The sequence below is a fragment of the Siccibacter colletis genome (assembly GCF_025914095.1).
GTDB classification, from domain to species: domain Bacteria; phylum Pseudomonadota; class Gammaproteobacteria; order Enterobacterales; family Enterobacteriaceae; genus Siccibacter; species Siccibacter colletis.
In genome coordinates this window covers 1,236,098-1,257,015 of sequence record NZ_CP074352.1, presented here as the reverse complement: position 1 = coordinate 1,257,015, position 20,918 = coordinate 1,236,098, and the positions used below count along the sequence as shown (strand labels likewise).

17 protein-coding genes are annotated in these 20,918 nt (G+C 60.2%); 12 read left to right on the top strand and 5 right to left on the bottom strand.

Annotated elements, in window-relative coordinates; genetic code table 11:
* Positions 1–245 precede the first annotated feature (245 nt).
* The 4 genes from licT to KFZ77_RS06050 all read left to right on the top strand — a co-directional run bounded on the left by licT (position 246) and on the right by KFZ77_RS06050 (position 5,989).
* Positions 246–1,100 carry a BglG family transcription antiterminator LicT gene (licT, locus tag KFZ77_RS06065; protein ID WP_264385727.1) on the top strand — a complete coding sequence of 285 codons (855 nt, stop codon included), beginning with the start codon at positions 246–248 and terminating at the stop codon, positions 1,098–1,100.
* 138 nt (positions 1,101–1,238) lie between these two features.
* Positions 1,239–3,104 carry a beta-glucoside-specific PTS transporter subunit IIABC gene (locus KFZ77_RS06060; RefSeq protein ID WP_264385726.1) on the top strand — a complete coding sequence of 622 codons (1,866 nt, stop codon included), beginning with the start codon at positions 1,239–1,241 and terminating at the stop codon, positions 3,102–3,104.
* Positions 3,105–3,114: 10 nt separating this feature from the next.
* Positions 3,115–4,587 (top strand): glycoside hydrolase family 1 protein, encoded by a 1,473-nt coding sequence (locus tag KFZ77_RS06055; RefSeq protein ID WP_319640964.1) that lies wholly within the window; start codon positions 3,115–3,117, stop codon positions 4,585–4,587.
* Between the two features lie 10 nt (positions 4,588–4,597).
* Complete coding sequence (locus KFZ77_RS06050; protein ID WP_264385725.1) at positions 4,598–5,989, top strand: glycoside hydrolase family 1 protein; 1,392 nt, start codon at positions 4,598–4,600, stop codon at positions 5,987–5,989.
* 39 nt (positions 5,990–6,028) lie between these two features.
* Here the strand turns inward: KFZ77_RS06050 and KFZ77_RS06045 are convergent, their stop codons facing one another.
* The 4 genes from KFZ77_RS06045 to rhlE form a co-directional block, all read right to left on the bottom strand.
* Complete coding sequence (locus tag KFZ77_RS06045) at positions 6,029–7,354, bottom strand: 6-phospho-alpha-glucosidase (RefSeq protein ID WP_031525060.1); 1,326 nt, start codon at positions 7,352–7,354, stop codon at positions 6,029–6,031.
* A gap of 12 nt (positions 7,355–7,366) precedes the next feature.
* A complete protein-coding gene (locus KFZ77_RS06040) occupies positions 7,367–8,974 on the bottom strand; it encodes a PTS transporter subunit EIIC (RefSeq protein WP_264385724.1) in 1,608 nt (535 codons plus the stop codon).
* 134 nt (positions 8,975–9,108) lie between these two features.
* Positions 9,109–9,843, bottom strand: coding sequence for a GntR family transcriptional regulator (locus KFZ77_RS06035; RefSeq protein WP_264385723.1), 735 nt, complete (start codon positions 9,841–9,843; stop codon positions 9,109–9,111).
* Between the two features lie 71 nt (positions 9,844–9,914).
* Complete coding sequence (gene rhlE, locus KFZ77_RS06030) at positions 9,915–11,360, bottom strand: ATP-dependent RNA helicase RhlE (RefSeq protein ID WP_031525054.1); 1,446 nt, start codon at positions 11,358–11,360, stop codon at positions 9,915–9,917.
* 291 nt (positions 11,361–11,651) lie between these two features.
* Between rhlE and cecR the strand changes: the two genes are divergently transcribed.
* From cecR to KFZ77_RS06005, 5 genes are read left to right on the top strand one after another with little or no spacing between them, the layout of a single operon-like run.
* A complete protein-coding gene (gene cecR / locus KFZ77_RS06025; RefSeq protein WP_264385722.1) occupies positions 11,652–12,335 on the top strand; it encodes a transcriptional regulator CecR in 684 nt (227 codons plus the stop codon).
* Positions 12,332–13,321 (top strand): secretion protein HlyD, encoded by a 990-nt coding sequence (gene hlyD, locus KFZ77_RS06020; RefSeq protein ID WP_264385721.1) that lies wholly within the window; start codon positions 12,332–12,334, stop codon positions 13,319–13,321. The genes cecR and hlyD overlap by 4 nt, the downstream gene beginning before the upstream one ends.
* Positions 13,314–15,050 (top strand): ATP-binding cassette domain-containing protein, encoded by a 1,737-nt coding sequence (locus KFZ77_RS06015; protein ID WP_264385720.1) that lies wholly within the window; start codon positions 13,314–13,316, stop codon positions 15,048–15,050. Before hlyD ends, KFZ77_RS06015 begins: the two co-directional genes overlap by 8 nt.
* Positions 15,047–16,174 (top strand): ABC transporter permease, encoded by a 1,128-nt coding sequence (locus KFZ77_RS06010; RefSeq protein ID WP_264385719.1) that lies wholly within the window; start codon positions 15,047–15,049, stop codon positions 16,172–16,174. Before KFZ77_RS06015 ends, KFZ77_RS06010 begins: the two co-directional genes overlap by 4 nt.
* Before the next feature lie 9 nt (positions 16,175–16,183).
* Positions 16,184–17,290, top strand: coding sequence for an ABC transporter permease (locus tag KFZ77_RS06005; RefSeq protein WP_264385718.1), 1,107 nt, complete (start codon positions 16,184–16,186; stop codon positions 17,288–17,290).
* Here KFZ77_RS06005 and KFZ77_RS06000 read toward each other — a convergent pair.
* Positions 17,252–17,668 (bottom strand): YbhQ family protein, encoded by a 417-nt coding sequence (locus KFZ77_RS06000; RefSeq protein WP_031525046.1) that lies wholly within the window; start codon positions 17,666–17,668, stop codon positions 17,252–17,254. The genes KFZ77_RS06005 and KFZ77_RS06000 overlap by 39 nt on opposite strands.
* Before the next feature lie 245 nt (positions 17,669–17,913).
* Here KFZ77_RS06000 and KFZ77_RS05995 point away from each other — a divergent pair, with 245 nt between their 5' ends.
* The 3 genes from KFZ77_RS05995 to KFZ77_RS05985 are packed head-to-tail and all read left to right on the top strand — an operon-like array spanning position 17,914 to position 20,878.
* Positions 17,914–18,675, top strand: a complete 762-nt coding sequence (locus KFZ77_RS05995) for an endonuclease/exonuclease/phosphatase family protein (RefSeq protein ID WP_031525045.1) — start codon at positions 17,914–17,916, stop codon at positions 18,673–18,675.
* On the top strand, positions 18,672–19,916 hold the full coding sequence (gene clsB / locus KFZ77_RS05990; protein WP_264385717.1) for a cardiolipin synthase ClsB: 1,245 nt from the start codon (positions 18,672–18,674) through the stop codon (positions 19,914–19,916). The genes KFZ77_RS05995 and clsB overlap by 4 nt, the downstream gene beginning before the upstream one ends.
* The gene (locus tag KFZ77_RS05985) at positions 19,916–20,878 is read left to right on the top strand and encodes a lysylphosphatidylglycerol synthase domain-containing protein (protein ID WP_264385716.1); all 963 of its coding nucleotides are present in this window, start codon (positions 19,916–19,918) and stop codon (positions 20,876–20,878) included. The genes clsB and KFZ77_RS05985 overlap by 1 nt, the downstream gene beginning before the upstream one ends.
* The last annotated feature ends 40 nt before the right edge of the window (positions 20,879–20,918 follow it).

Here is a 20,918-nt window from a genome sequence, read left to right as displayed (position 1 = left end):
TTGACCTTTTTTTAGCACGGCGCGGCGAAAACATTGAGCGCATTAATTCGCAGAGCTGATCACATTTCAGAGGTAAATATATTCTTTCCGCGTCCCCTGCGTTGACCGATTATCAGACGAGTGTTAGGTTTTTTATCAGTGCATTAACTTGTTACCGTTCGGCGGGCAAAACCTGAATGCAGCTTGCGGGAGACTTTCCGTAATCTGTATTTATGTTTTGCCCGTTTTGTTTTCAGGAGCCGTCGATGTTCATTAAGCAAATCCTTAATAACAATGTCGTCAGCGTGGTGGATGAACAGGGTCAGGAGCTGATCCTCACCGGGCGCGGATTAGGTTTTTCAGCCTCGGCGGGAGAACAGGTTAATATGGCGAAAATAGAGAAAACGTTTCGCCTGCACGACGACAAAATATCGGCCCGGTTTAAAGCGCTGGCAGATGAAATACCGCTGGAAATATTGCAGCTCACCGATGATATCGTGGCGCTGGCGCGCTCTGCCCTGCCGCATAAATTAAGTGAAGGGCTGTATATCAGCCTGAGCGATCATTTGCATTACGCCCTGCAACGCAGTCATGACGCGTTGACGCTGCATAATCCGTTGCAGTGGGAAGTGCGCCATTTTTATCAGGCAGAATATGGCGTCGGCCAGCAGGCACTGGCGCTGATAGCCGCCCGCACCGGCACGCTATTACCGGATGCTGAGGCCTGCAGTATCGCGCTGCATATCGTTAACGCCGGGCTGAGCACCACCACGGCGAAAACCGGCCAGATCACCCAGCTTATTTATCAGGTGCAGAACATCGTCAAATACTGGTTTCGGGTTAAGCCGGATGAGGAGAGCCTGAATTACCAGCGTTTTATTACCCACCTGAAATTTTTTGCTCAACGGGTAGTAGAAGGCGAGATTGTCGATAATGACGATGCGGAACTGTTTGCGATGGTGCAGCAGCGCTATAAAAAAACCGTCGCCTGCGTTGAGGCCATTAATGATTTTGTGCAGAAGAATTATCACCACGCGATGAGCCAGTCGGAGAAATTATATCTGACGGTGCATATCGATAACGTGATTAAAAGAATGACGCCCGCAGATACCGGGGCGTAATACCCGGGAGTAATCCCACTAATTCCGTTCAGGCTTGTTACTGTTCAATCAGGCAAACCCCAGAGGAAGCAAGACGACCGGCAGACCCGGCGATTGTTTAACACGGCGTTATTTCGCCGTGGATCTGGAGGAATGACCATGCACTATTCCCATACCGCGCAGCAGATTATTACGCGCATTGGCGGGGCCGAAAATATCGTCTCGCTGTTCCACTGCATTACCCGGCTGCGCTTTGAGCTGCGCGACATGAGCCTGGCGGATCGGGCTGCGCTCGACAACACCGATGGCGTCATGGGGGTCAACATCTCCGGCGATCAGTATCAGCTGATCATCGGTAACGAGGTGGCCCCGCTGTGCGACGCGATCCTTGACCAGCTTCCCCACCTGCGCGAGGCAGCACCCGCCCCTGCGGACGACGCGCCGCGCAAACGCCGCAACCCGGTGTCGGTGGTGCTGGAGGGGCTGTCCGGCATCTTTTCCCCCATCATTCCCGCCATTGCCGGCGCAGGTATCCTCAAGGGGGTGCTCTCGCTGCTGGTGGCCCTCAACTGGCTCGATGTCAGCAACCAGAGCTACCAGATCCTGGCGGCCATCAGCGACGGCGTGTTTTTCTTTATGCCGCTGGTGCTGGCCTTCAGCGCCGGTCACAAATTTGGTGCTAACCCCTACGTGGCGGTGGCGATGGCCGCAGCGCTGTTTCACCCCAACCTGACCACACTGTTCGCCGCCGGCGACCCCATCGCCTTCTTCGGCCTGCCGGTTGCGCCCGTTTCCTACGCCTCGTCAGTGATCCCGATCCTGCTGGCGGTCTGGCTGCTGAGCTACGTAGAACGCGCGGTTGACCGCGTGATGCCCGGGGCGCTGAAAACCATGTTCGTGCCTCTGCTGTCGCTGGTGATCGTGACGCCCGTTACGCTGATAACTATCGGCCCGCTCGGCATCTGGCTTGGCAACGCGCTGTCGGGCGGCATCCTGTGGCTGGTGGCCAACATGGGAATACTGGCGGGCGTACTGGTGGGCGGTACCCTGTCGCTGATGATCATTACCGGTATGCACTACGTGCTGGTGCCGGTGATGATCAACAACATCAGCCGGCTCGGCTATGACCCGTTCAAGATCCTGTTTTACGTTGCCAACCTCGGCCAGGCCGGGGCGGCGTTCGGCGTCTTTCTGCGCTCGCGTAACAAAAAGACCAGAACTCTTGCGCTCTCCACCAGCTTCAGCGCCTCGCTGGGGATTACCGAGCCGGCGATGTACGGCATCAATATTCGCTTTAAGCGCCCATTCGCCTGCGCCCTGGCGGGCGGAGCCTGCGGCGGGGCGTTCGCGATGGCGATGGGGGTAAAGACCTATGCCTTTGCCCTGAGCGGTCTGTCCGGTATTCCGGCCCTGGTCGGCCCCACCTTCCTGTGGGCGCTGGCGAGCCTGGGGATCTCCTTCACCGTGGCCGCCCTGCTCACCGTGGTGGTTGGCTTTGAGGAGGAGGCGCAGCCGGATACCGCTGCGCAGCAGGCGGGCGCACCGCTACCGCTTGCTGCCCGGGATGAGCAGATCTTCGCGCCGGTGAGCGGCCAGCTGCTGCCGCTCGACCGCCTGAGCGACCCGGTGTTTGCCGATGAGATTTTTGGCAAGGGCATCGCCATCGTCCCGGACAGCGGGGAGCTGCGATCCCCGGTTAATGGCCGGGTGGAGTCGGTGTTTGATACCCGCCACGCCCTGACGCTGCGAAGCGACAGCGGTGCCGAGGTGCTGATCCACATCGGTATCGACACCGTGAAGCTCGGCGGCGCTGGCTTTACCAGTTATATCCGCGAGGGGGAATTCGTCGAGGTCGGCCAGCCGCTGATCGGTTTCGACCTTGAAGCCCTGCGCGCGCAGCACATCGACCCCAGCGTGATTGTGATTGTCACTAATAGCGACGAATACGGCGATATCACCCCGGTAAAACAGGGCGGTATCGGCATCAATGAAGCCTGTCTGACACTTACCGCACCGGCGGTATAAGGAAAACACCATGACAATGTCGAAAGCCTTTCCGGAAGGATTTTTATGGGGCGGTGCCACCGCCGCTAACCAGCTGGAAGGGGCGTGGAACGCAGACGGCAAAGGGCTGTCCGTGTCTGACGTCTACACCTTTGACGTCACGACGCCAAAAGCGCGCTGGCTGGATCAGTGGCTGGGCATGACCCACCAGCAGGTGGCCGAGGCGCAGGACCCGAACAGCACAAAATACTACCCCAAACGCAACGGCAATGACTTCTATCACCACTACAAAGAGGACATCGCGCTGTTCGCCGAGATGGGCTTCAAATGCTTCCGCATGTCCATCGCCTGGACGCGCATCTTCCCGCGCGGGGATGAAACCACGCCGAACGAAGCCGGGCTGGCGTTCTACGATGACGTGTTCAACACCCTGCGTCAGCACGGCATTGAGCCGATCGTCTCGCTGTCGCACTACGAGATGCCGCTGGCGCTGGTCACCGATTACGGCGGCTGGCCGAACCGTCAGGTGGTGGATTTCTATGTGCGCTTCGCCACCACGGTGTTTACCCGCTACCGCAAGCAGGTGAAGTACTGGATGACCTTCAACGAGATCAACTGCGTGAAGCATCACCCCTACGTCAGCGTCGGGGTCATCGAAGAAGATCACCCGAATATTGAGCAGGACAAGTATCAGGGGGCGCACCATCAGTTTGTCGCCAGCGCTTTAGCGACCAAAGCCTGCCACGCCATTATTCCCGGCTCGCAGGTGGGCTGCATGATCAGCTACCAGATCCTCTACCCCAACACCTGCCACCCGGACGACCAGCTGGCGTGTGAAGAGGCCCAGCGCGTGTCGCTGTTCTTCAGCGACGTGCAGGCGCGCGGCTACTATCCCTCGTGGGCGAAGCGCATGCTGGCGGAGAAAGGTGTGGTGCTGAAGATGGCGGTGGGCGACGAGGAGATCCTGCGCCAGTACCCGGTGGACTACGTCTCCTTCAGCTACTACATGTCGAGCACCATCAGCGCGCATCCGGAAAAACTTCAGGGCGCGACCGGGAACCTGATCACCGGCGGCATTCGCAACCCGTATCTGGAGACCAGCGACTGGGGCTGGCAGATCGACCCGAAAGGGCTGCGGCTGGCGCTCAATCAGCTCTACGACCGCTATCAGAAGCCGCTGTTTATTGCCGAAAACGGTCTCGGCGCGGTGGATGAGGTCAACCCCGACGGCAGCATCAATGACGACTACCGTATCGACTACCTGCGCCAGCACATCGAGCAGATTCAGGAGGCCATTGCTGACGGCGTCGACCTGTTCGGCTACACCTGGTGGGGGCCGATTGACGTGGTCAGCGCCGGCACCGCGCAGATGTCCAAGCGCTACGGCTTTATCTACGTGGACCAGGACGACATGGGGAACGGCACCCTCGCCCGCTCGCGCAAGAAAAGTTTCTGGTGGTACAAAAAAGTGATCGCCTCCAACGGGCAGGATCTCAGCGATTAAGGAGCAGCAGATGGCACAGTTTCCTCAGCACTTTTTATGGGGCGGCGCGATAGCCGCCAATCAGGCGGAAGGCGCCTGGAACCTTGACGGCAAAGGGCCGTCTATCGCCGACGTGGTGCGCGGCGGTATCGCTTCCGGCCAGCATGACGCCGTCATCGACCCGCATCTCTACTACGCCAGCCACGAGGCGGTGGATTTTTACCACCGCTATAAAGAGGACGTGGCGCTGTTCGCGGAGATGGGTTTTCAGTGCTTTCGTACCTCGATTGCCTGGTCGCGCATTTTCCCGCGCGGGGATGAACAGACCCCGAACGAAGCCGGGCTGGCGTTCTACGATAACCTGTTTGACGAGCTGCTGAAGTACGGCATCGAGCCGGTGATCACCCTCTCCCACTACGAAACGCCGCTGGCGCTCTATCAGGAGTACGGCGGCTGGAAGAACCGCGCGCTGATCGCGCACTTCACCCGCTACTGCGAAACGGTCTTCCGGCGCTATCGCGGCAAGGTGAAGTACTGGATGACCTTCAACGAGCTGAACAACATGAACCGCATGCCGTTCGCCACCGGCGCGGTGGATGCCGACGCCTCGTTGCAGATCATCTACCAGGCCAACCACCATCAGTTTGTTGCCAATGCGCTGGCGAACAAGCTGTGCCACGAAATCATTCCTGAGGCGAAGATCGGTTGCATGCTGTCGCTCAGCACCGTTTACCCGGCCACCTGCCACCCGGACGATATCTTTGAAACCCAGCAGCTGCGCCGCCGCTCGCTGTTCTATTCCGATGTGATGATGAACGGTGAGTATCCGGCTTACAGCCGCCGCCTGTTCCGCGATAACGGCATTACGCTGGCGATGGAGCCGGAGGATCTGGCGCTGATTGCCCGCTACCCTTCTGACTATCTGGGCTTCAGCTACTACCGCAGCGTGGTGCACAAGGCCGGGGCGCAGTTACAGATCGATACCGGCGGGGCGAAGGGCGAGGACAATCCGTACCTGAAAAAAACCGCCTGGGGCTGGCCGGTAGATCCGAAAGGGCTGCGCACGGTGTGTAACGAGCTGGCAGATCGCTACCGCAAGCCGCTGTTCATCGTGGAAAACGGCTACGGCGGAGTGGATGAGATTGCACCGGACGGCACAATTAACGATGAAGAGCGCATCGCGTATGGACGCCAGCACATCATCGAGATGGCAGAAGCCGTTGCCGATGGCTGCGACATCATGGGGTACACCTGGTGGGGGCCGATCGACATCGTCAGCGCCGGCACCGGAGAGATGAAAAAGCGCTACGGGTTTATCTATGTTGATAAGGATAACGACGGCAACGGCAGCCTGGCGCGCCGCAAAAAGCGCAGCTTTGACTGGTACAAACAGGTGATCGCCAGCAATGGCGAGGTAGTGTAACGGCGCCCTCTCCTCCGGGAGAGGGCATGCTACGGAAAGTTACTTCAGCTCTGGCCAGTAGTCGCGGTTAGCCTCGATCAGCGCATCCAGCACCCTGCGGGCTTTTTTGGCATCGACAATGGTGCGGTTGAGCGTCAGGGCCATCAGCGCTTTGGTGTAGGAGCCTTCCAGATAGGCTTCGACCGTCAGCCGCTCATAGGCGAACTGCTGTTCGATCATCCCTTTGTAGAAGGTCGGAATTTTGCCAACGCCGAACGGACGCGGGCCGTTGGCACCCATTTCGGCCGCCACTTCCACCATCACGTCGTTGTCGAGGTTCGCCACCAGGCCGTTATTCTCCACCATCACAATAAATTTTTTCTTCAGGTTGAAGGCGATAGACTCCGCCAGCTCAACGATCATGTCGCCGTGGGCATCGTTGTGCACCACGTGCACGTTCTTCGTGGTGCCCTCTGCCGCCGCGGTACGGCACTCGTCGAATACCCGCTTCTCACGGCCGTTGATCACCTCATTGGCGCGGGTGAAGTTCGGGTCGAGCTTGCTCAGCTTGTACTCCGGGTAGAGGTAGTACTGCAGATAGGTGTTCGGCAGGTAGTCCGGGAAGTCGTGGAGCATATCCGCCACCGCGGCGTAGGTATCAAGCCAGGACTGGTCGCGCTGCTCGGCGTCCACCGGCTTAAAGCCGTTGCTGGCGATAATCGCTTTCAGCTCCGGTGCCAGATCATGACCGTTTTCATCATAGAGATGGGTGAACCAGCCGAAGTGATTCAGCCCGAAGTAGACCGGGTCGAAGGTCTCGGGGTCGCGGCCCAGCAGGCGGCCATAGGAGCGCAGCAGGTTGACCGGCTGGTCGCAGATATTGATGATGCGCTCGTCATCCGGGAACGACTTTTTCAGCGCATCGGCAACGATCGCCGCCGGGTTGGTGTAGTTGAGGATCCACGCCTGCGGCGAACGCGCCCGCACGTCGTTAACCAGTTCAATCATGTCGCGAATGGAACGCATACCGTAGGCGAAACCGCCTGGCCCGCAGGTCTCCTGACCAATCACCCCGAGGCTTAACGGAATTTTTTCGTCCTTCTCGCGCATCGCGTAGCCGCCGGTACGCATCTGGCAGAAGATGAAGTCCATGTCGCGCAGGGCCACCTCTTTATCGGTGGTCCAGATTAACTCCACCTCCGGGTACTCTTCGCGGAACAGCACTTTCGCGTATTCGCCGATCACCGCCTGACGTTCAGCGTTAACGTCGAACATCACCAGCTTGTTGAGCGGCAGGCGGGTTTTCAGTTTGCAAAGCGCCTTGAGTAATCCCGGCGTCCAGGTGGATCCGCCCCCGACTAAAACGATATTAAAAGCTTTTTTCATGTTACGGCTCCCTTACGACTGTTGAGCAAGTAAATTTTGCTTCACCGCGGTGGCGATACCTTCCACCTGCGGCCCATAGATAACCTGAATATCATTCTGCGTGGCGCGGATGATGCCGCTGGCCCCGCTCTGCTTCAGCGCCGGGTCCTGCACCTTTGCCATATCGGCGACCCGGACGCGCAGGCGGGTAAAGCAGCAGTCCACCGCCTGAATGTTGTCGCGCCCGCCCAGCCCTTCGATAATCAGCGCGGTTTCACCGCTGCCCTTTCCGGCCAAAGCGGCACCGGGTGCAGGGACGCGATCCTCCTCCTCACGGCCCGGCGTGCGGGCGTTAGTGCGCAGGATGATGAATTTGAAGGTGAAGTAGTACGCCGGGAACCAGATAGCACCGAGCAGCAGGCTGAACCACCAGGCGGTTTTCGCCCCGCCCAGTACACCAAAGACGATGAAATCGATCAGTCCGCCCTGCACATTGCCGATCATCACGTTCAGCAGCTGCGACAGGGCAAACGACAGGCCGGTCATCACCGCGTGGAAGACAAACAGCAGCGGCGAGACGAAGATAAAACTGAACTCCAGCGGCTCGGTGATGCCGGTGGTGAAGGAGGCCAGCGCCCCGGCCATCATCAGCGCTTTCACGCGCTGCTTGTGCTCCGGCTTCGCGCAGCGGTAGATCGCCAGCGCCGCCCCCGGCAGACCAAACATCATCACCGGGATTTTGCCCTGGGCGAGGAAGCGGGTGGCTTCGCGCACCACGTCGTTCGCCAGTTCGCCCGGATGGGCCAGCGCATAGTTGAAGATGCTGAGCGCGCCGATGATGCTTTCGTTATCGACATGCACCATGCCGCCCACCGGGGTAAAGCGCACGGTTTCATTGAGGATGTGGTGCAGCCCGGTAGGAATGAGGATGCGTTCGGTGAGGGCATAAAAGAAGGTACCTGCCGCCCCGGCGTGGCCGATAAACTCGCCGAGGCGAATAATGCCCCCGGCGATCACCGGCCAGATGAAGGAGAGCCCTAACCCCACCAACGGCAGCACGATCACGGTAATAATCGGCACAAAGCGACGCCCGCCGAAGTAGGCGATGGCCGCCGGCAGCTGGATGGTGTAGAAGCGGTTGTGCAGCAGCACCGTGACGATCCCGGCAATCACCCCGCCGAGCACGCTCATCTGATAGGAGAAGATCCCCAGCGTGTTGGCGAACTCGGCGGCGTACATCACCGCCTCGGTCTGGCTGTAGCCTTTGGCCATAAAGGCGCTGGCTGAAGTGGTTTCTGGCGTCAGCCCCTGGGCGGTAAGGCTGAAGTTCACCCCGACGTGCAGGGTGATAAACCCTATCACCGCCGCGAGCGCCGCGGTGGGCTTCTCGTCCCGCGCCAGCCCGACGGCGGCGGCAATGGCAAACAGCAGCGGTAGATTGCCGAACAGCGCCCCCGCCACTTTGCGTATAAAGCCAATCGCCTGCTGCATCGCCTGCGCGTGGATCATCCCCTCGCCAACAATCGCCGGGTTTTGCAGCGCGGCGGCAAGGCCAAGAAAAATCCCCGCCGCGGCGATCACGGAAATCGGCATCATCAGTGCCTTTCCTAAATCCTGAACAAACTCGCCTGCACGACTCATAGTCTTATCCCTGTAAGGTGAAAAGAAGCGAACTGCATAACGAAAGTATAACGATATATCATGTCTAGTTGTCTAGACAAGTTAACGGAGAATATGAACCCGGTCACAAAGTAGCCGGTCAGGTGAGACGGGATTTACGGCCGTTCAGCGGTGATGGTGAACACGTAGTGCTGCTGGTTGTAGTAGATTTCCGAGACTTCAAACGGGCGGCCTTCGCTCAGCCAGGCGACCGACGTGGCGTGCAGCACCGGCTCTTCTCGCTGAATGCTGAGCATCTCCTGCACGTCGCGGGCCGGCAGTTCGGCGCGGATCTGCTTTTCACTGCGCGCCACGCTGTAGCCCTTCCGGCTGATGTAGGCGTACTTCGAGGCATTGAGATCGGCGGGGGTTAAATCCGGGAACAGATCGCACAGCATCCAGGACTGCTCAAACACGAACGGCACATCACCCACCAGCCGCAGGCGCTTCATAAACCACACGTCATCCCCCGGCGCGATGGCGAGCAGCGCGGCCATATCATGGCTGACGGGCTGGCGCTCCAGGCAGATCAGCCGGTTAACCATCGGTTCGTTGAGGGCGAGGGTGGCTTCGCTGGAGGTGAGATGGCGATCGAGCGGCAGCGCGATGCGCAGCGGCGGTTTTGCGTGCGTGACGTAGGTGCCCTGGCCGCGTCGACGTTCGACTTTGCCCTGGCGTACCAGATAATCCACCGCTTTACGGGCGGTCATACGGGCAATGCCAAACTGCTGGCAGAGTGCGGTTTCGGAAGGCAGCGCGTCGCCGGGTTTTAGCGCGCCGGACTGGATTTGCGCGGTGAGAAAGGCTTCAAGCTGAAGGTAAACCGGGACGGTGGAGTGTTTATCGATCATGAACGGGGCTCCCGAAACAGATTGCGGGGTATGTTAGCTACCCCGCAATCCGCTGACAACATCCGGAGGGATTATTCGCCGGAGGAGGCTTTACGCGGCGGACGACGACGACGCGCGCCGTCACCGGACGGACGTGATGCGCCCTCGCCTAACCAGCGGCCCTGCTTCGCGCTGTCGCCACCCTGACGGCGCGACTTCTCGCCCGCGGGTTTTGCTGCATCGCCGCCCTGACGACGCGGTTTATCACCGGTCGGCTTCGCGGCGCTGTCGCTGTTCTGACGACGCGGCTGGCCCTGACCACGACCACCGCCGCCCTGACCGCGACCGCCGCCACGCTGCTGCTGGCGACCGTTGACGATCGGCTCGGCTTTGATGCTCGGGTCCGGCTCGTAGCCCGGCAGCGCAATGCGCGGGATTTCACGCTTCAGCAGGCGCTCGATATCGCGCAGCAGCTTGTGCTCGTCTACGCAGACCAGCGACAGCGCTTCCCCGGTCGCAGCAGCGCGTCCGGTACGGCCAATGCGGTGCACGTAGTCTTCCGGCACGTTCGGCAGCTCGTAGTTCACTACGTGCGGCAGCTCTTCGATGTCGATGCCGCGCGCCGCGATGTCGGTGGCAACCAGCACGCGGATATCACCGGTTTTGAAGTCGGCCAGCGCACGGGTACGCGCCCCCTGACTCTTGTTACCGTGGATTGCCGCAGAGCGGATACCGTCTTTGTTCAGCTGCTCCGCGAGGTGGTTAGCGCCGTGCTTGGTGCGGGTAAACACCAGCACCTGCTGCCAGTTGCCTTCGCCGATCATCTGAGAGAGCAGCTCCCGCTTGCGCTTTTTGTCCACGAAGTGAACGTGCTGGGTGACCTGCTCAGAAGCGGTGTTGCGACGCGCCACTTCCACTTCCAGCGGGTTGTGCAGCAGTTTTTCCGCCAGCCCTTTGATGTCATCCGAGAAGGTCGCGGAGAACAGCAGGTTCTGACGACGCGCCGGCAGTTTTGACAGCACGCGACGAATGTCGTGGATGAAGCCCATGTCCAGCATGCGGTCGGCTTCGTCCAGCACCAGAATCTCTACGCTGTCGAGCTTGAGGGCGTTCTGGTGTTCAAGATCAAGCAGACGGCCCGGCGTTGCCACCAGCACGTCTACACCGCCGCGCAGCTTCATCATCTGCGGGTTGATGCTCACGCCGCCGAACACCACCAGCGAGCGGATATTCAGGTACTGGCTGTACGCGCTGACGTTCTCACCAATCTGCGCCGCCAGTTCGCGGGTCGGGGTGAGGATCAGGGCGCGCACCGGACGACGCCCTTTGGCGTGCGGGTTGTGCTGGGTCAACAGCTGCAGCAGCGGCAGGGTGAAGCCTGCGGTTTTACCGGTGCCGGTCTGGGCACTGGCCATCACATCACGGCCTGCCAGCACTGCCGGGATAGCCTGCTGTTGGATGGGGGTCGGTTGAGTGTAACCCTGCTCAGCGATCGCTTTCAGGATTTCGGGGGCAAGACCAAGTGAATCAAAGGACATAACAACTCCGGACCTGCCCCTGACCGCGTGCGGTGTAGTTTTCCGGGGAAGGCGTTAGGCCGAGGCCTGATAGCGAGACAAAAACCACAATGTCATGAAGGGGCGGAGTGTAGCAGTTTTTGTGATTCACCGCATAAATTCTCGCGCTGCCGCCGTGTTTCGCCCTGCGCCCTGCTGCGGACGTGCGTCGCAAAAGTGGAAGGCGGTATAAAAAACATACGCCAGCGACTGGACAAGGTCAAAAAACAGCCATATTTTTAATCAATCGATTGATTAACTTTTATCGCGCCTATGAATGCCACTACCTCACCCGTTACGCCGCGCGGCGAACAGGCCCGTAATCAGCTGATTGCCGCCGCGCTTGCCCAGTTCGGCGAGTATGGCCTCAATGCCACGACCCGCGACATCGCCGCCGATGCCGGGCAGAACATTGCGGCCATCACCTACTATTTCGGCTCCAAGGACGATCTCTACATGGCCTGCGCGCACTGGATCGCTGATTTTATCAGTACCCGGTTTCAGCCCCATGCCGAGGCCGCTGAGACGCTGTTGCGCCAGCAGCCGCCGGATATAGCCGCCATGCGCGCGCTGCTGTTTCAGGCCTGCGATAACATCGTGCACCTGCTGACCCAGGACGACACGCTTAACCTCAGCAAGTTTATCTCCCGCGAGCAGCTTTCGCCGACCGCCGCCTACCGGCATATTCATCAGCAGGTGATCGCCCCGCTGCACAGCCACCTCACGCGCCTGATCGCCGCCTGCACCGGGCGCGAGGCAGAAGATACCGACACCATACTGCACACCCACGCCTTGCTCGGCGAGGTACTCGCCTTCCGTCTCGGGCGTGAAACTATCCTGCTGCGCGCCGGGTGGAGCGGCTTTGACGCAACGAAAAGCGCCCGCATCAGCAGCGTGGTGAAGAGTCACATTACCTTTATTCTCGACGGGCTGGCCCGTAAGGAGTCTCAGGCATGAAAAAGCCGCTGTTGATCGTCGGCGCGCTGGTGGTTGTGGCCGCTATTGCTGGTGGATGGATGTGGTATCAGCACAGCAAGCCGCACACCCTCACCCTGTACGGTAACGTTGATATCCGCACCGTGAACCTCAGCTTCCGCGTCGGCGGGCGGCTGGCCTCGCTGGCGGTGGATGAGGGCGATGCGGTGCAGCAGGGGCAGACGCTCGGCACGCTTGATCGTGCGCCTTACGAAAATGCCCTGCTGCAGGCGAAAGCCAGTCTCGCCACCGCCGAAGCCAAACTCGATCTGGCGAAAGCCGGTTACCGCGACGAAGAGATCGCCCAGGCGCAAGCCGCAGTGCGTCAGGCCGAGGCGGCGTATCAGTATGCGCAGAACTTCTGGCAGCGCCAGCAGGGGCTGTGGAAAAGCCGCGTCATCTCCGCCAACGATCTGGAAAACGCCCGCTCCTCCCGCGACCAGGCGCAGGCCAGCCTGAAATCCGCGCAGGATAAGCTGAGTCAGTTCCAGGCCGGTAACCGCCCGCAGGAGATTGCGCAGGCCCAGGCAGCGGTGGAACAGGCCAGGGCGCAGGTGGCGCAGGCCGAGCTGGATCTGCACGACACCACGCTTATCGCCCCCTCCCCCGGCACGCTGCTGACCCGTGCAGTGGAGCCGGGCAGCATGCTCAACGCTGGCAGCACCGTGCTGACCCTGTCGCTCACCCGTCCGGTGTGGGTGCGTGCTTACGTCAATGAGCTGAATCTCAACCGCGCCACGCCGGGCCAGCAGGTACAGCTCTGGACCGATGGCCGCCCCGATAAGCCCTATCACGGCAAAATCGGCTTTGTCTCGCCGACCGCCGAATTCACGCCGAAAACCGTGGAAACCCCGGATCTGCGCACCGACCTGGTGTACCGCCTGCGCATTATCGTCACCGATGCTGACGACAGCCTGCGCCAGGGGATGCCGGTGACCGTCACCTTCGATGAGATGCATCATGAGTAGCGAGGGCGCAATCCGCCTGCACGGCGTGGAGAAGCGTTTCCCCGGGATGGATAAACCGGCGGTGGCACGGCTTGATGCCGAGATCCGCGCCGGGGGCGTCACCGGGCTGGTCGGCCCCGACGGCGCGGGGAAAACCACGCTGATGCGTATGCTGGCGGGGTTGCTGCGTCCCGATGAAGGGCAGGCTGAAGTGCTGGGCCTCGATCCGATTGCCGATGTTAACGCCCTGCACGCCCTGCTCGGTTACATGCCGCAGAAGTTTGGCCTGTATGAAGATCTGACGGTGATGGAAAACCTGACGCTGTATGCCGATCTGCGCAGCGTCACCGGCGAAGCGCGTATCACCACCTTTGAGCGCCTGCTGGAATTCACTGCACTTGGCCCCTTTACTGACCGGCTGGCGGGGAAGCTCTCCGGCGGGATGAAGCAGAAACTGGGGCTGGCCTGCACGCTGGTCGGCACGCCGAAGGTGCTGCTGCTCGACGAGCCGGGGGTCGGCGTGGACCCGATCTCGCGCCGTGAGCTGTGGCAGATGGTGCACGAGCTGGCCGGCGGCGGCATGCTGATCCTCTGGAGCACCTCTTACCTCGACGAGGCCGAGCAGTGCCGCTCGGTGCTGCTGATGAACGAGGGCGAACTGCTGTTCCAGGGCGCCCCCACTGAGCTGACGCGCCAGATGGCCGGGCGTAGCTTCCTTGCCACCAGCCCGACCATTCATAACCGCGCCCTGCTCCAGCAGGCGCTGAAGCTGCCCCAGGTGAGCGACGCCATGATCCAGGGGCGTTCGGTGCGCCTGATCCTGACCAGAAACAGCGACCCGGCACAGCTCCGCGCTGTCCCAGGCCTTACCGATCTGGTACTGCGCGACACGACACCGCGCTTTGAAGATGCCTTTATCGACCTGCTCGGCGGGGCCGGAACCTCTGAATCGCCGCTGGGTGCCATTCTGCATACCGTGGAGGGCAACCCCGAAGAGACGGTCATTGAAGCCCGGCAGCTGACCAAAAAATTTGGCGATTTTGCCGCCACCGATCGGGTGGACTTCACCGTTCAGCGCGGGGAGATTTTCGGTCTGCTCGGGCCGAACGGTGCCGGGAAATCCACCACCTTCAAGATGATGTGCGGTCTGCTGACCCCCACCGCCGGTAAAGCGCTGGTCCTGGATCTCGATCTGAAAACCAGCTCCGGGAAAGCGCGCCAGCATCTGGGCTACATGGCGCAAAAGTTTTCGCTTTACGGCAACCTGACGGTGGCGCAAAACCTGCGCTTCTTCTCCGGGGTATACGGCCTGCGTGGCCAGGCGCAGAACGACAAGATTGCACGCATGAGCAAAGCGTTTGGCCTCGATACTATCGCCGATCAGCCCACCGATGCCCTGCCGCTCGGCTTCAAGCAGCGGCTGGCGCTGGTCTGCGCCCTGATGCACGAGCCCGATATTCTGTTTCTTGATGAACCTACCTCCGGCGTTGACCCGCTGACCCGGCGCGAGTTCTGGCTGCACATCAACAGCATGGTGGAAAAAGGGGTGACGGTGATGGTCACTACCCACTTTATGGATGAGGCAGAGTACTGCGACCGTATCGGGCTGGTGTATCACGGCAAGCTGATTGCCAGCGGTACGCCGGACGATCTCAAAGCCCAGGCGGCAACCCGGGAGGATGACGATCCGACCATGGAGCAGGCGTTTATTACCCTGATCCACCGGTGGGATAAGGAGCATGCGGCATGAGCGCATTTTCCTGGCGGCGCGTGCGGGCGCTGTGTATCAAAGAGACGCGGCAGATCGTGCGCGACCCCAGCAGCTGGCTGATCGCGGTGGTGATCCCCCTGCTGCTGCTGTTTATCTTCGGGTACGGTATCAACCTCGACTCCAGCCGCCTGAAAGTGGGCGTGCTGCTGGAGCAGCAGAGCGAGGAGGCGCTGGACTTCACCCATGCCATCACCGCTTCGCCGTTTATTGATGCCACGGTGAGCGACAACCGCGGCGCGCTGGTGGAGATGATGCAGGCCGGAAAAATACGCGGGCTGGTGGTGATCCCGGTGGATTTCGCCAGCAACATGGCGCGCGACGGTGCCACCGCGCCGGTGCAGGTGATTACCGATGGCAGCGAACCCAACACGGCGAATTTCGTGCAGGGCTATATGGAGGGTATCTGGCAGATCTGGCAGCAGCAGCGCGCCGAGGATCGCGGCGAAACCTTTGAACCGCTGATTGACGTGCAGACCCGCTACTGGTTCAACCCGGCGGCCATCAGCCAGCACTTTATTATTCCCGGCGCGGTGACCATTATCATGACGGTCATCGGCGCGATACTCACCTCGCTGGTGGTGGCCCGCGAGTGGGAGCGCGGCACTATGGAGGCGCTGCTCTCCACCGAGGTAACGCGCGTTGAGCTGCTGCTGTGCAAGCTTATCCCCTACTACTTCCTCGGCATGCTGGCGATGCTGCTCTGTATGCTGGTGTCGGTGTTTATTCTCGGCGTGCCGTTTCGCGGCTCCCTGCTGTTGCTGTTTGTTATCGCCAGCCTGTTTTTACTCAGCACCCTGGGCATGGGGCTACTCATCTCTACCCTCACCCGCAACCAGTTTAACGCCGCGCAGGTGGCGCTCAACGCGGCGTTCCTGCCGTCAATTATGCTGTCCGGGTTTATTTTCCAGATCGACAGCATGCCGGCGGTGATCCGCGCCTTTACGTATGTGATCCCCGCCCGCTACTTCGTCAGCACCCTGCAAAGCCTGTTCCTCGCCGGCAATATCCCGGTGGTGCTGGCGGTGAACGTGCTGTTTCTGATCGCCTCGGCGGTGCTGTTTATCGGCCTGACGTGGTGGAAAACCAAACGGCGTCTGGATTAAGGAGCAGCTATGTTTTATCGCTTATGGACGCTAATTCGCAAAGAGCTGCAGTCGCTGCTGCGCGAGCCGCAGACCCGCGCCATCCTGATCCTGCCGGTGGTGATCCAGGTGCTGCTGTTCCCCTTCGCCGCCACGCTGGAGGTGACCAACGCCACCATTGCGGTCTACAGCGAGGACAGCGGTAAACACGCCACGGAGCTGACCCAGCGTTTCAGCCAGGCGAAGGCGTTTACCCACGTGCTGCGGATGGACAGCCCGCAGCAGATCCGCCCGACCATCGACCAGCAGAAGGCGCTGCTGCTGGTACGCTTCCCGCCGGACTTCTCGCGCCGCCTCGACAGTCTGGAGCCAGCCCAGATGCAGCTGATCCTTGACGGGCGCAACTCCAACAGTGCCCAGATTGCCGCCAACTATTTACAGCAGATGGTGAAGGACTATCAGCAGGAGCTGACTGCCTCACTGCCGAAACCGAACAACAGCGAACTGGTGGTGCGTAACTGGTACAACCCGAACCTCGATTACAAATGGTTCGTGGTGCCGTCGCTGATTGCGATGATCACCACCATCGGCGTGCTGATTGTCACGTCGCTGTCGGTGGCGCGGGAGCGCGAACAGGGTACGCTCGATCAGCTGCTGGTCTCGCCGCTGGCAACCTGGCAGATTTTCGTTGGTAAAGCGGTGCCGGCGCTGATTGTCTCGACTTTCCAGGCGTCGGTGGTGCTGGGCGTCGGCATCTGGGGGTACGACATCCCCTTCTCCGGCTCGCTGACGCTGTTCTGGTTCACGATGGTGATTTACGGGCTGTCGCTGGTGGGCTTCGGGCTGCTGATTTCCGCACTCTGCGCGACGCAACAGCAGGCGTTTATCGGGGTGTTTGTGTTTATGATGCCAGCGATATTGCTCTCGGGATACGTCTCGCCGGTGGAGAACATGCCGGTGTGGCTGCAAAATCTGACCTGGGCCAACCCTATCCGGCATTTTACCGATATTACCAAGCAGATCTACCTGAAGGATGCGAGTCTGGGGATTGTCTGGGGAAGTTTGTGGCCGCTGCTGGTGATAGCGGCCACCACGGGACTAGCGGCGTACCTGATGTTTAGACGCAAAGTGGGCTGAGTGGCGACGGCGCTCTTTGACCAGCAGCGACACCAGCGCCGGGCCGGCGAGAATGGCAAGGCCCGCCAGCGCCAGCAGCAGGTTATTGTGCAGCACGCGGGAGAGCAGCCACAGCGCAATCATCGCCGCGCCGAAATACCAGGTGGTGGTCAGCTCTTCCAGCACGTCAGCAAAGGCGCGCCAGCGGCTTTCCGGGTGGCGCTGAAACGCCAGCATCAGGATAACGGTCACGCCGTAGAGCACGCACATGGCGAGACCGACGCGCACCAGCGCCCCGCTCATCCAGCCGGCAATCAGCATCCCGACCACCAGCAAATGCAACATAATCTGCCAGCAACTCAGACCTGTTGCGACACGAACACGCTGTTGCCACTTCATGGCTTCTCTCCTGTGGGATCTTCTACTATCAAATCAGAGTACCGCACTTTACGGAAAATTCCGTAAGGCCGCACCTTTTTGTGACAGGGACTACACTTTATTTTCATGAGGATACCTCGTTGTTCCGCGTTCTGCGGCCAGCCAGACGGCACGCGGTTTCCGGCAGGTTTTCGGAAAGCCGACATCGCTTTTGCACTGCCGTAGCGAGAACAACGCAGAGAAAAACAAGATGCGCCGGGAGGCACATGGCTGACATGACAACGCATTTAACGGTCAAATTACTGACTATTAATACACACAAAGGATTCACCGCCTTTAACCGACGCTTCATCCTGCCCGAACTGCGTGATGCTGTGCGCAGCGTGTCGGCGGACATTGTCTGCCTGCAGGAAGTGATGGGCGCGCACGAAGTGCATCCGCTGCACATCGAAAACTGGCCGGACACCACCCACTACGAGTTTCTCGCCGATACCATGTGGAGCGATTTCGCATACGGACGCAACGCCGTCTATCCGGAAGGCCACCACGGGAACGCCGTGCTGTCGCGCTTCCCGATTGAACATTACGAAAACCGCGACGTCTCAGTGGAAGGCCATGAGAAACGCGGAATGCTGCACTGTCAGCTCTCCGTGCCGAACAGCGATAAGCGCTTGCATGTGATTTGTGTTCATCTGGGGCTGCGGGAGGGACACCGTCAGGCGCAGCTGGAGATGCTGTGCGAGCTGGTAAACGGCCTGCCGGACGGCGAAGCCGTGCTGGTTGCGGGCGACTTTAACGACTGGCGTCAGCAGGCAAACCGCCAGCTGAAAGCGAAAGCCGGGCTGGATGAGGTATTTACCCAGGCCGATGGCCGCCCGGCGCGTACCTTTCCAGTGGCGTTCCCGCTGCTGCGCCTCGACCGCATTTACGTGAAAAACGCCCATGCCAGCAGCCCGCAAAAGCTGCCGCTGCGTGAGTGGCGTCACCTGTCCGATCATGCCCCGTTGGCTGTGGAGATCCATTTATGAAACCCGCATGGCGTGATGGTAACCGTATCGAACTGCTGGAGAACGGCGAAGCGTTCTTCCCGGCGGTATTCGCCGCAATTGATGAGGCAAAAGACAAAGTGTTCCTCGAAACCTTTATCTGGTTTGAGGATAAGGTCGGCAAAGAGCTGCACCGGGCGATCCTGGGCGCTGCCCGGCGCGGCGTCAGCGTGGAGGTGCTGCTGGACGGCTACGGCTCACCGGATCTCAGCGACGACTTCGTAAACCAGCTGACCTCCGCCGGGGTCAAGTTCCGCTACTACGATCCGCGCCCGCCGCTGCTGGGCATGCGGACTAACGTGTTCCGCCGCATGCACCGCAAAATTGTGGTTATTGACGGCGAGCTGGCGTTCGTCGGCGGCATTAACTATTCCGCGGAGCATATGTCTGATTATGGCCCGGAAGCCAAGCAGGACTACGCCGTCAGGGTGCAGGGACCGGTGGTGCAGGACATCTACGCGTTCGTGCTGCAAAACCTGCCGGGCCACGAAGAGATGCGCCGCTGGTGGGGCCGTCGTCGTCACCAGGCGCAGGATAACAACGCGCCGGGTGAAGCCCAGGCACTGTTTGTCTGGCGTGACAACGACGATCACCGGGATGATATCGAGCGCTACTACCTGAAAATGCTGGCGAATGCCAAGCAGGAAGTGATCATCGCCAACGCCTACTTCTTCCCCGGCTACCGTCTGCTGCATGCCATGCGCAACGCGGCCCGCCGCGGGGTATGCGTGAAGCTTATCGTGCAGGGCGAGCCGGATATGCCGATTGTGAAGGTGGGCGCGCGCCTGCTCTATAACTATCTGGTTAAGGGCGGGGTTGAAGTTTACGAGTATCTGCGCCGTCCGCTGCATGGCAAGGTCGCAGTGATGGACGATCACTGGGCGACGGTCGGCTCCAGTAACCTCGACCCGCTCAGCCTGTCGCTTAACCTTGAAGCCAACCTGATCATTCACGATCGCACCTTCAACCAGACACTGCACGACAACCTGATGCAGCTGATTGAGAAGGACTGTCAGCAGGTGGATGAGACCCTGATGCCAAAACGCACCTGGTGGAACCTCACCAAAAGCGTGGTGGCGTTCCACTTTTTACGTCACTTCCCGGCTCTGGTGGGCTGGTTACCTGCACATACTCCGCGGCTGTCCCTGGTGGAGCCGCCTGTGCAGCCCGAAATGGAGACCCAGGATCGGGTCGAAACGGATAATCCGGGAGCAAAATTCTGATGGCAAAATCACACAAGTGGCGCATGACGAAGAAGATCCTGACGTGGGTCTTCTTCATTGCGGTGGTGGTCCTGCTGGTGCTGTATGCCCAGAAAGTGGACTGGGAGGAAGTGTGGAAGGTTATCCGCGACTATAACCGCACTGCGCTGCTCAGCGCTGTCGGGCTGGTGATTGTCAGCTACCTGCTTTATGGCTGCTATGACCTGCTCGGGCGCGCCTACTGCGGGCACAAGCTGGCAAAACGCCAGGTGATGCTGGTGTCGTTCGTTTGCTACGCCTTCAACCTGACGCTCAGTACCTGGGTTGGCGGTATTGGCATGCGCTATCGTCTCTATTCCCGCCTCGGCCTGCCCAGTTCCACCATCACGCGCATTTTTTCACTCAGTATCTCCACTAACTGGCTGGGCTACATTCTGCTCGGCGGGGTGATCTTTACCTTTGATGTGGTGAAGCTCCCGGCGCACTGGTATATCGATGGCGGCACTCTGCGCATTGTCGGCATCGTGCTGCTGGCGATTATCGCGGTTTATCTCTGGTTCTGCGCCTTCGCTAAACGCCGTCACGCCACTATTAAAGGCCAGAAACTGGTGCTGCCGTCGTTCAAATTTGCCGTGGTGCAGCTGGTTATCTCCAGCGCTAACTGGATGGCGATGGGTGCCATCATCTGGCTGCTGATGGGTCAGGATGTGAACTACTTCTTCGTACTGGGGGTCCTGCTGGTGAGCAGCATCGCCGGGGTGATTGTGCATATCCCGGCCGGGATTGGCGTGCTGGAGGCGGTATTTATCGCCCTGCTGGCCGGGGAGCATACCAGCCAGGGGACGCTCATCGCCTCGCTGCTGGCCTACCGCGTGCTCTACTACTTCCTGCCGCTGCTGCTGGCTATCTTCTGCTACCTGGCGCTGGAAAGCCGGGCGAAGAAACTGCGGGCGAAGAACGAAAAAGAACTGGCTAACACCTGATGGAACCGGGTGCGGCGCGTTAAGGCGTCGCACCCGGTAG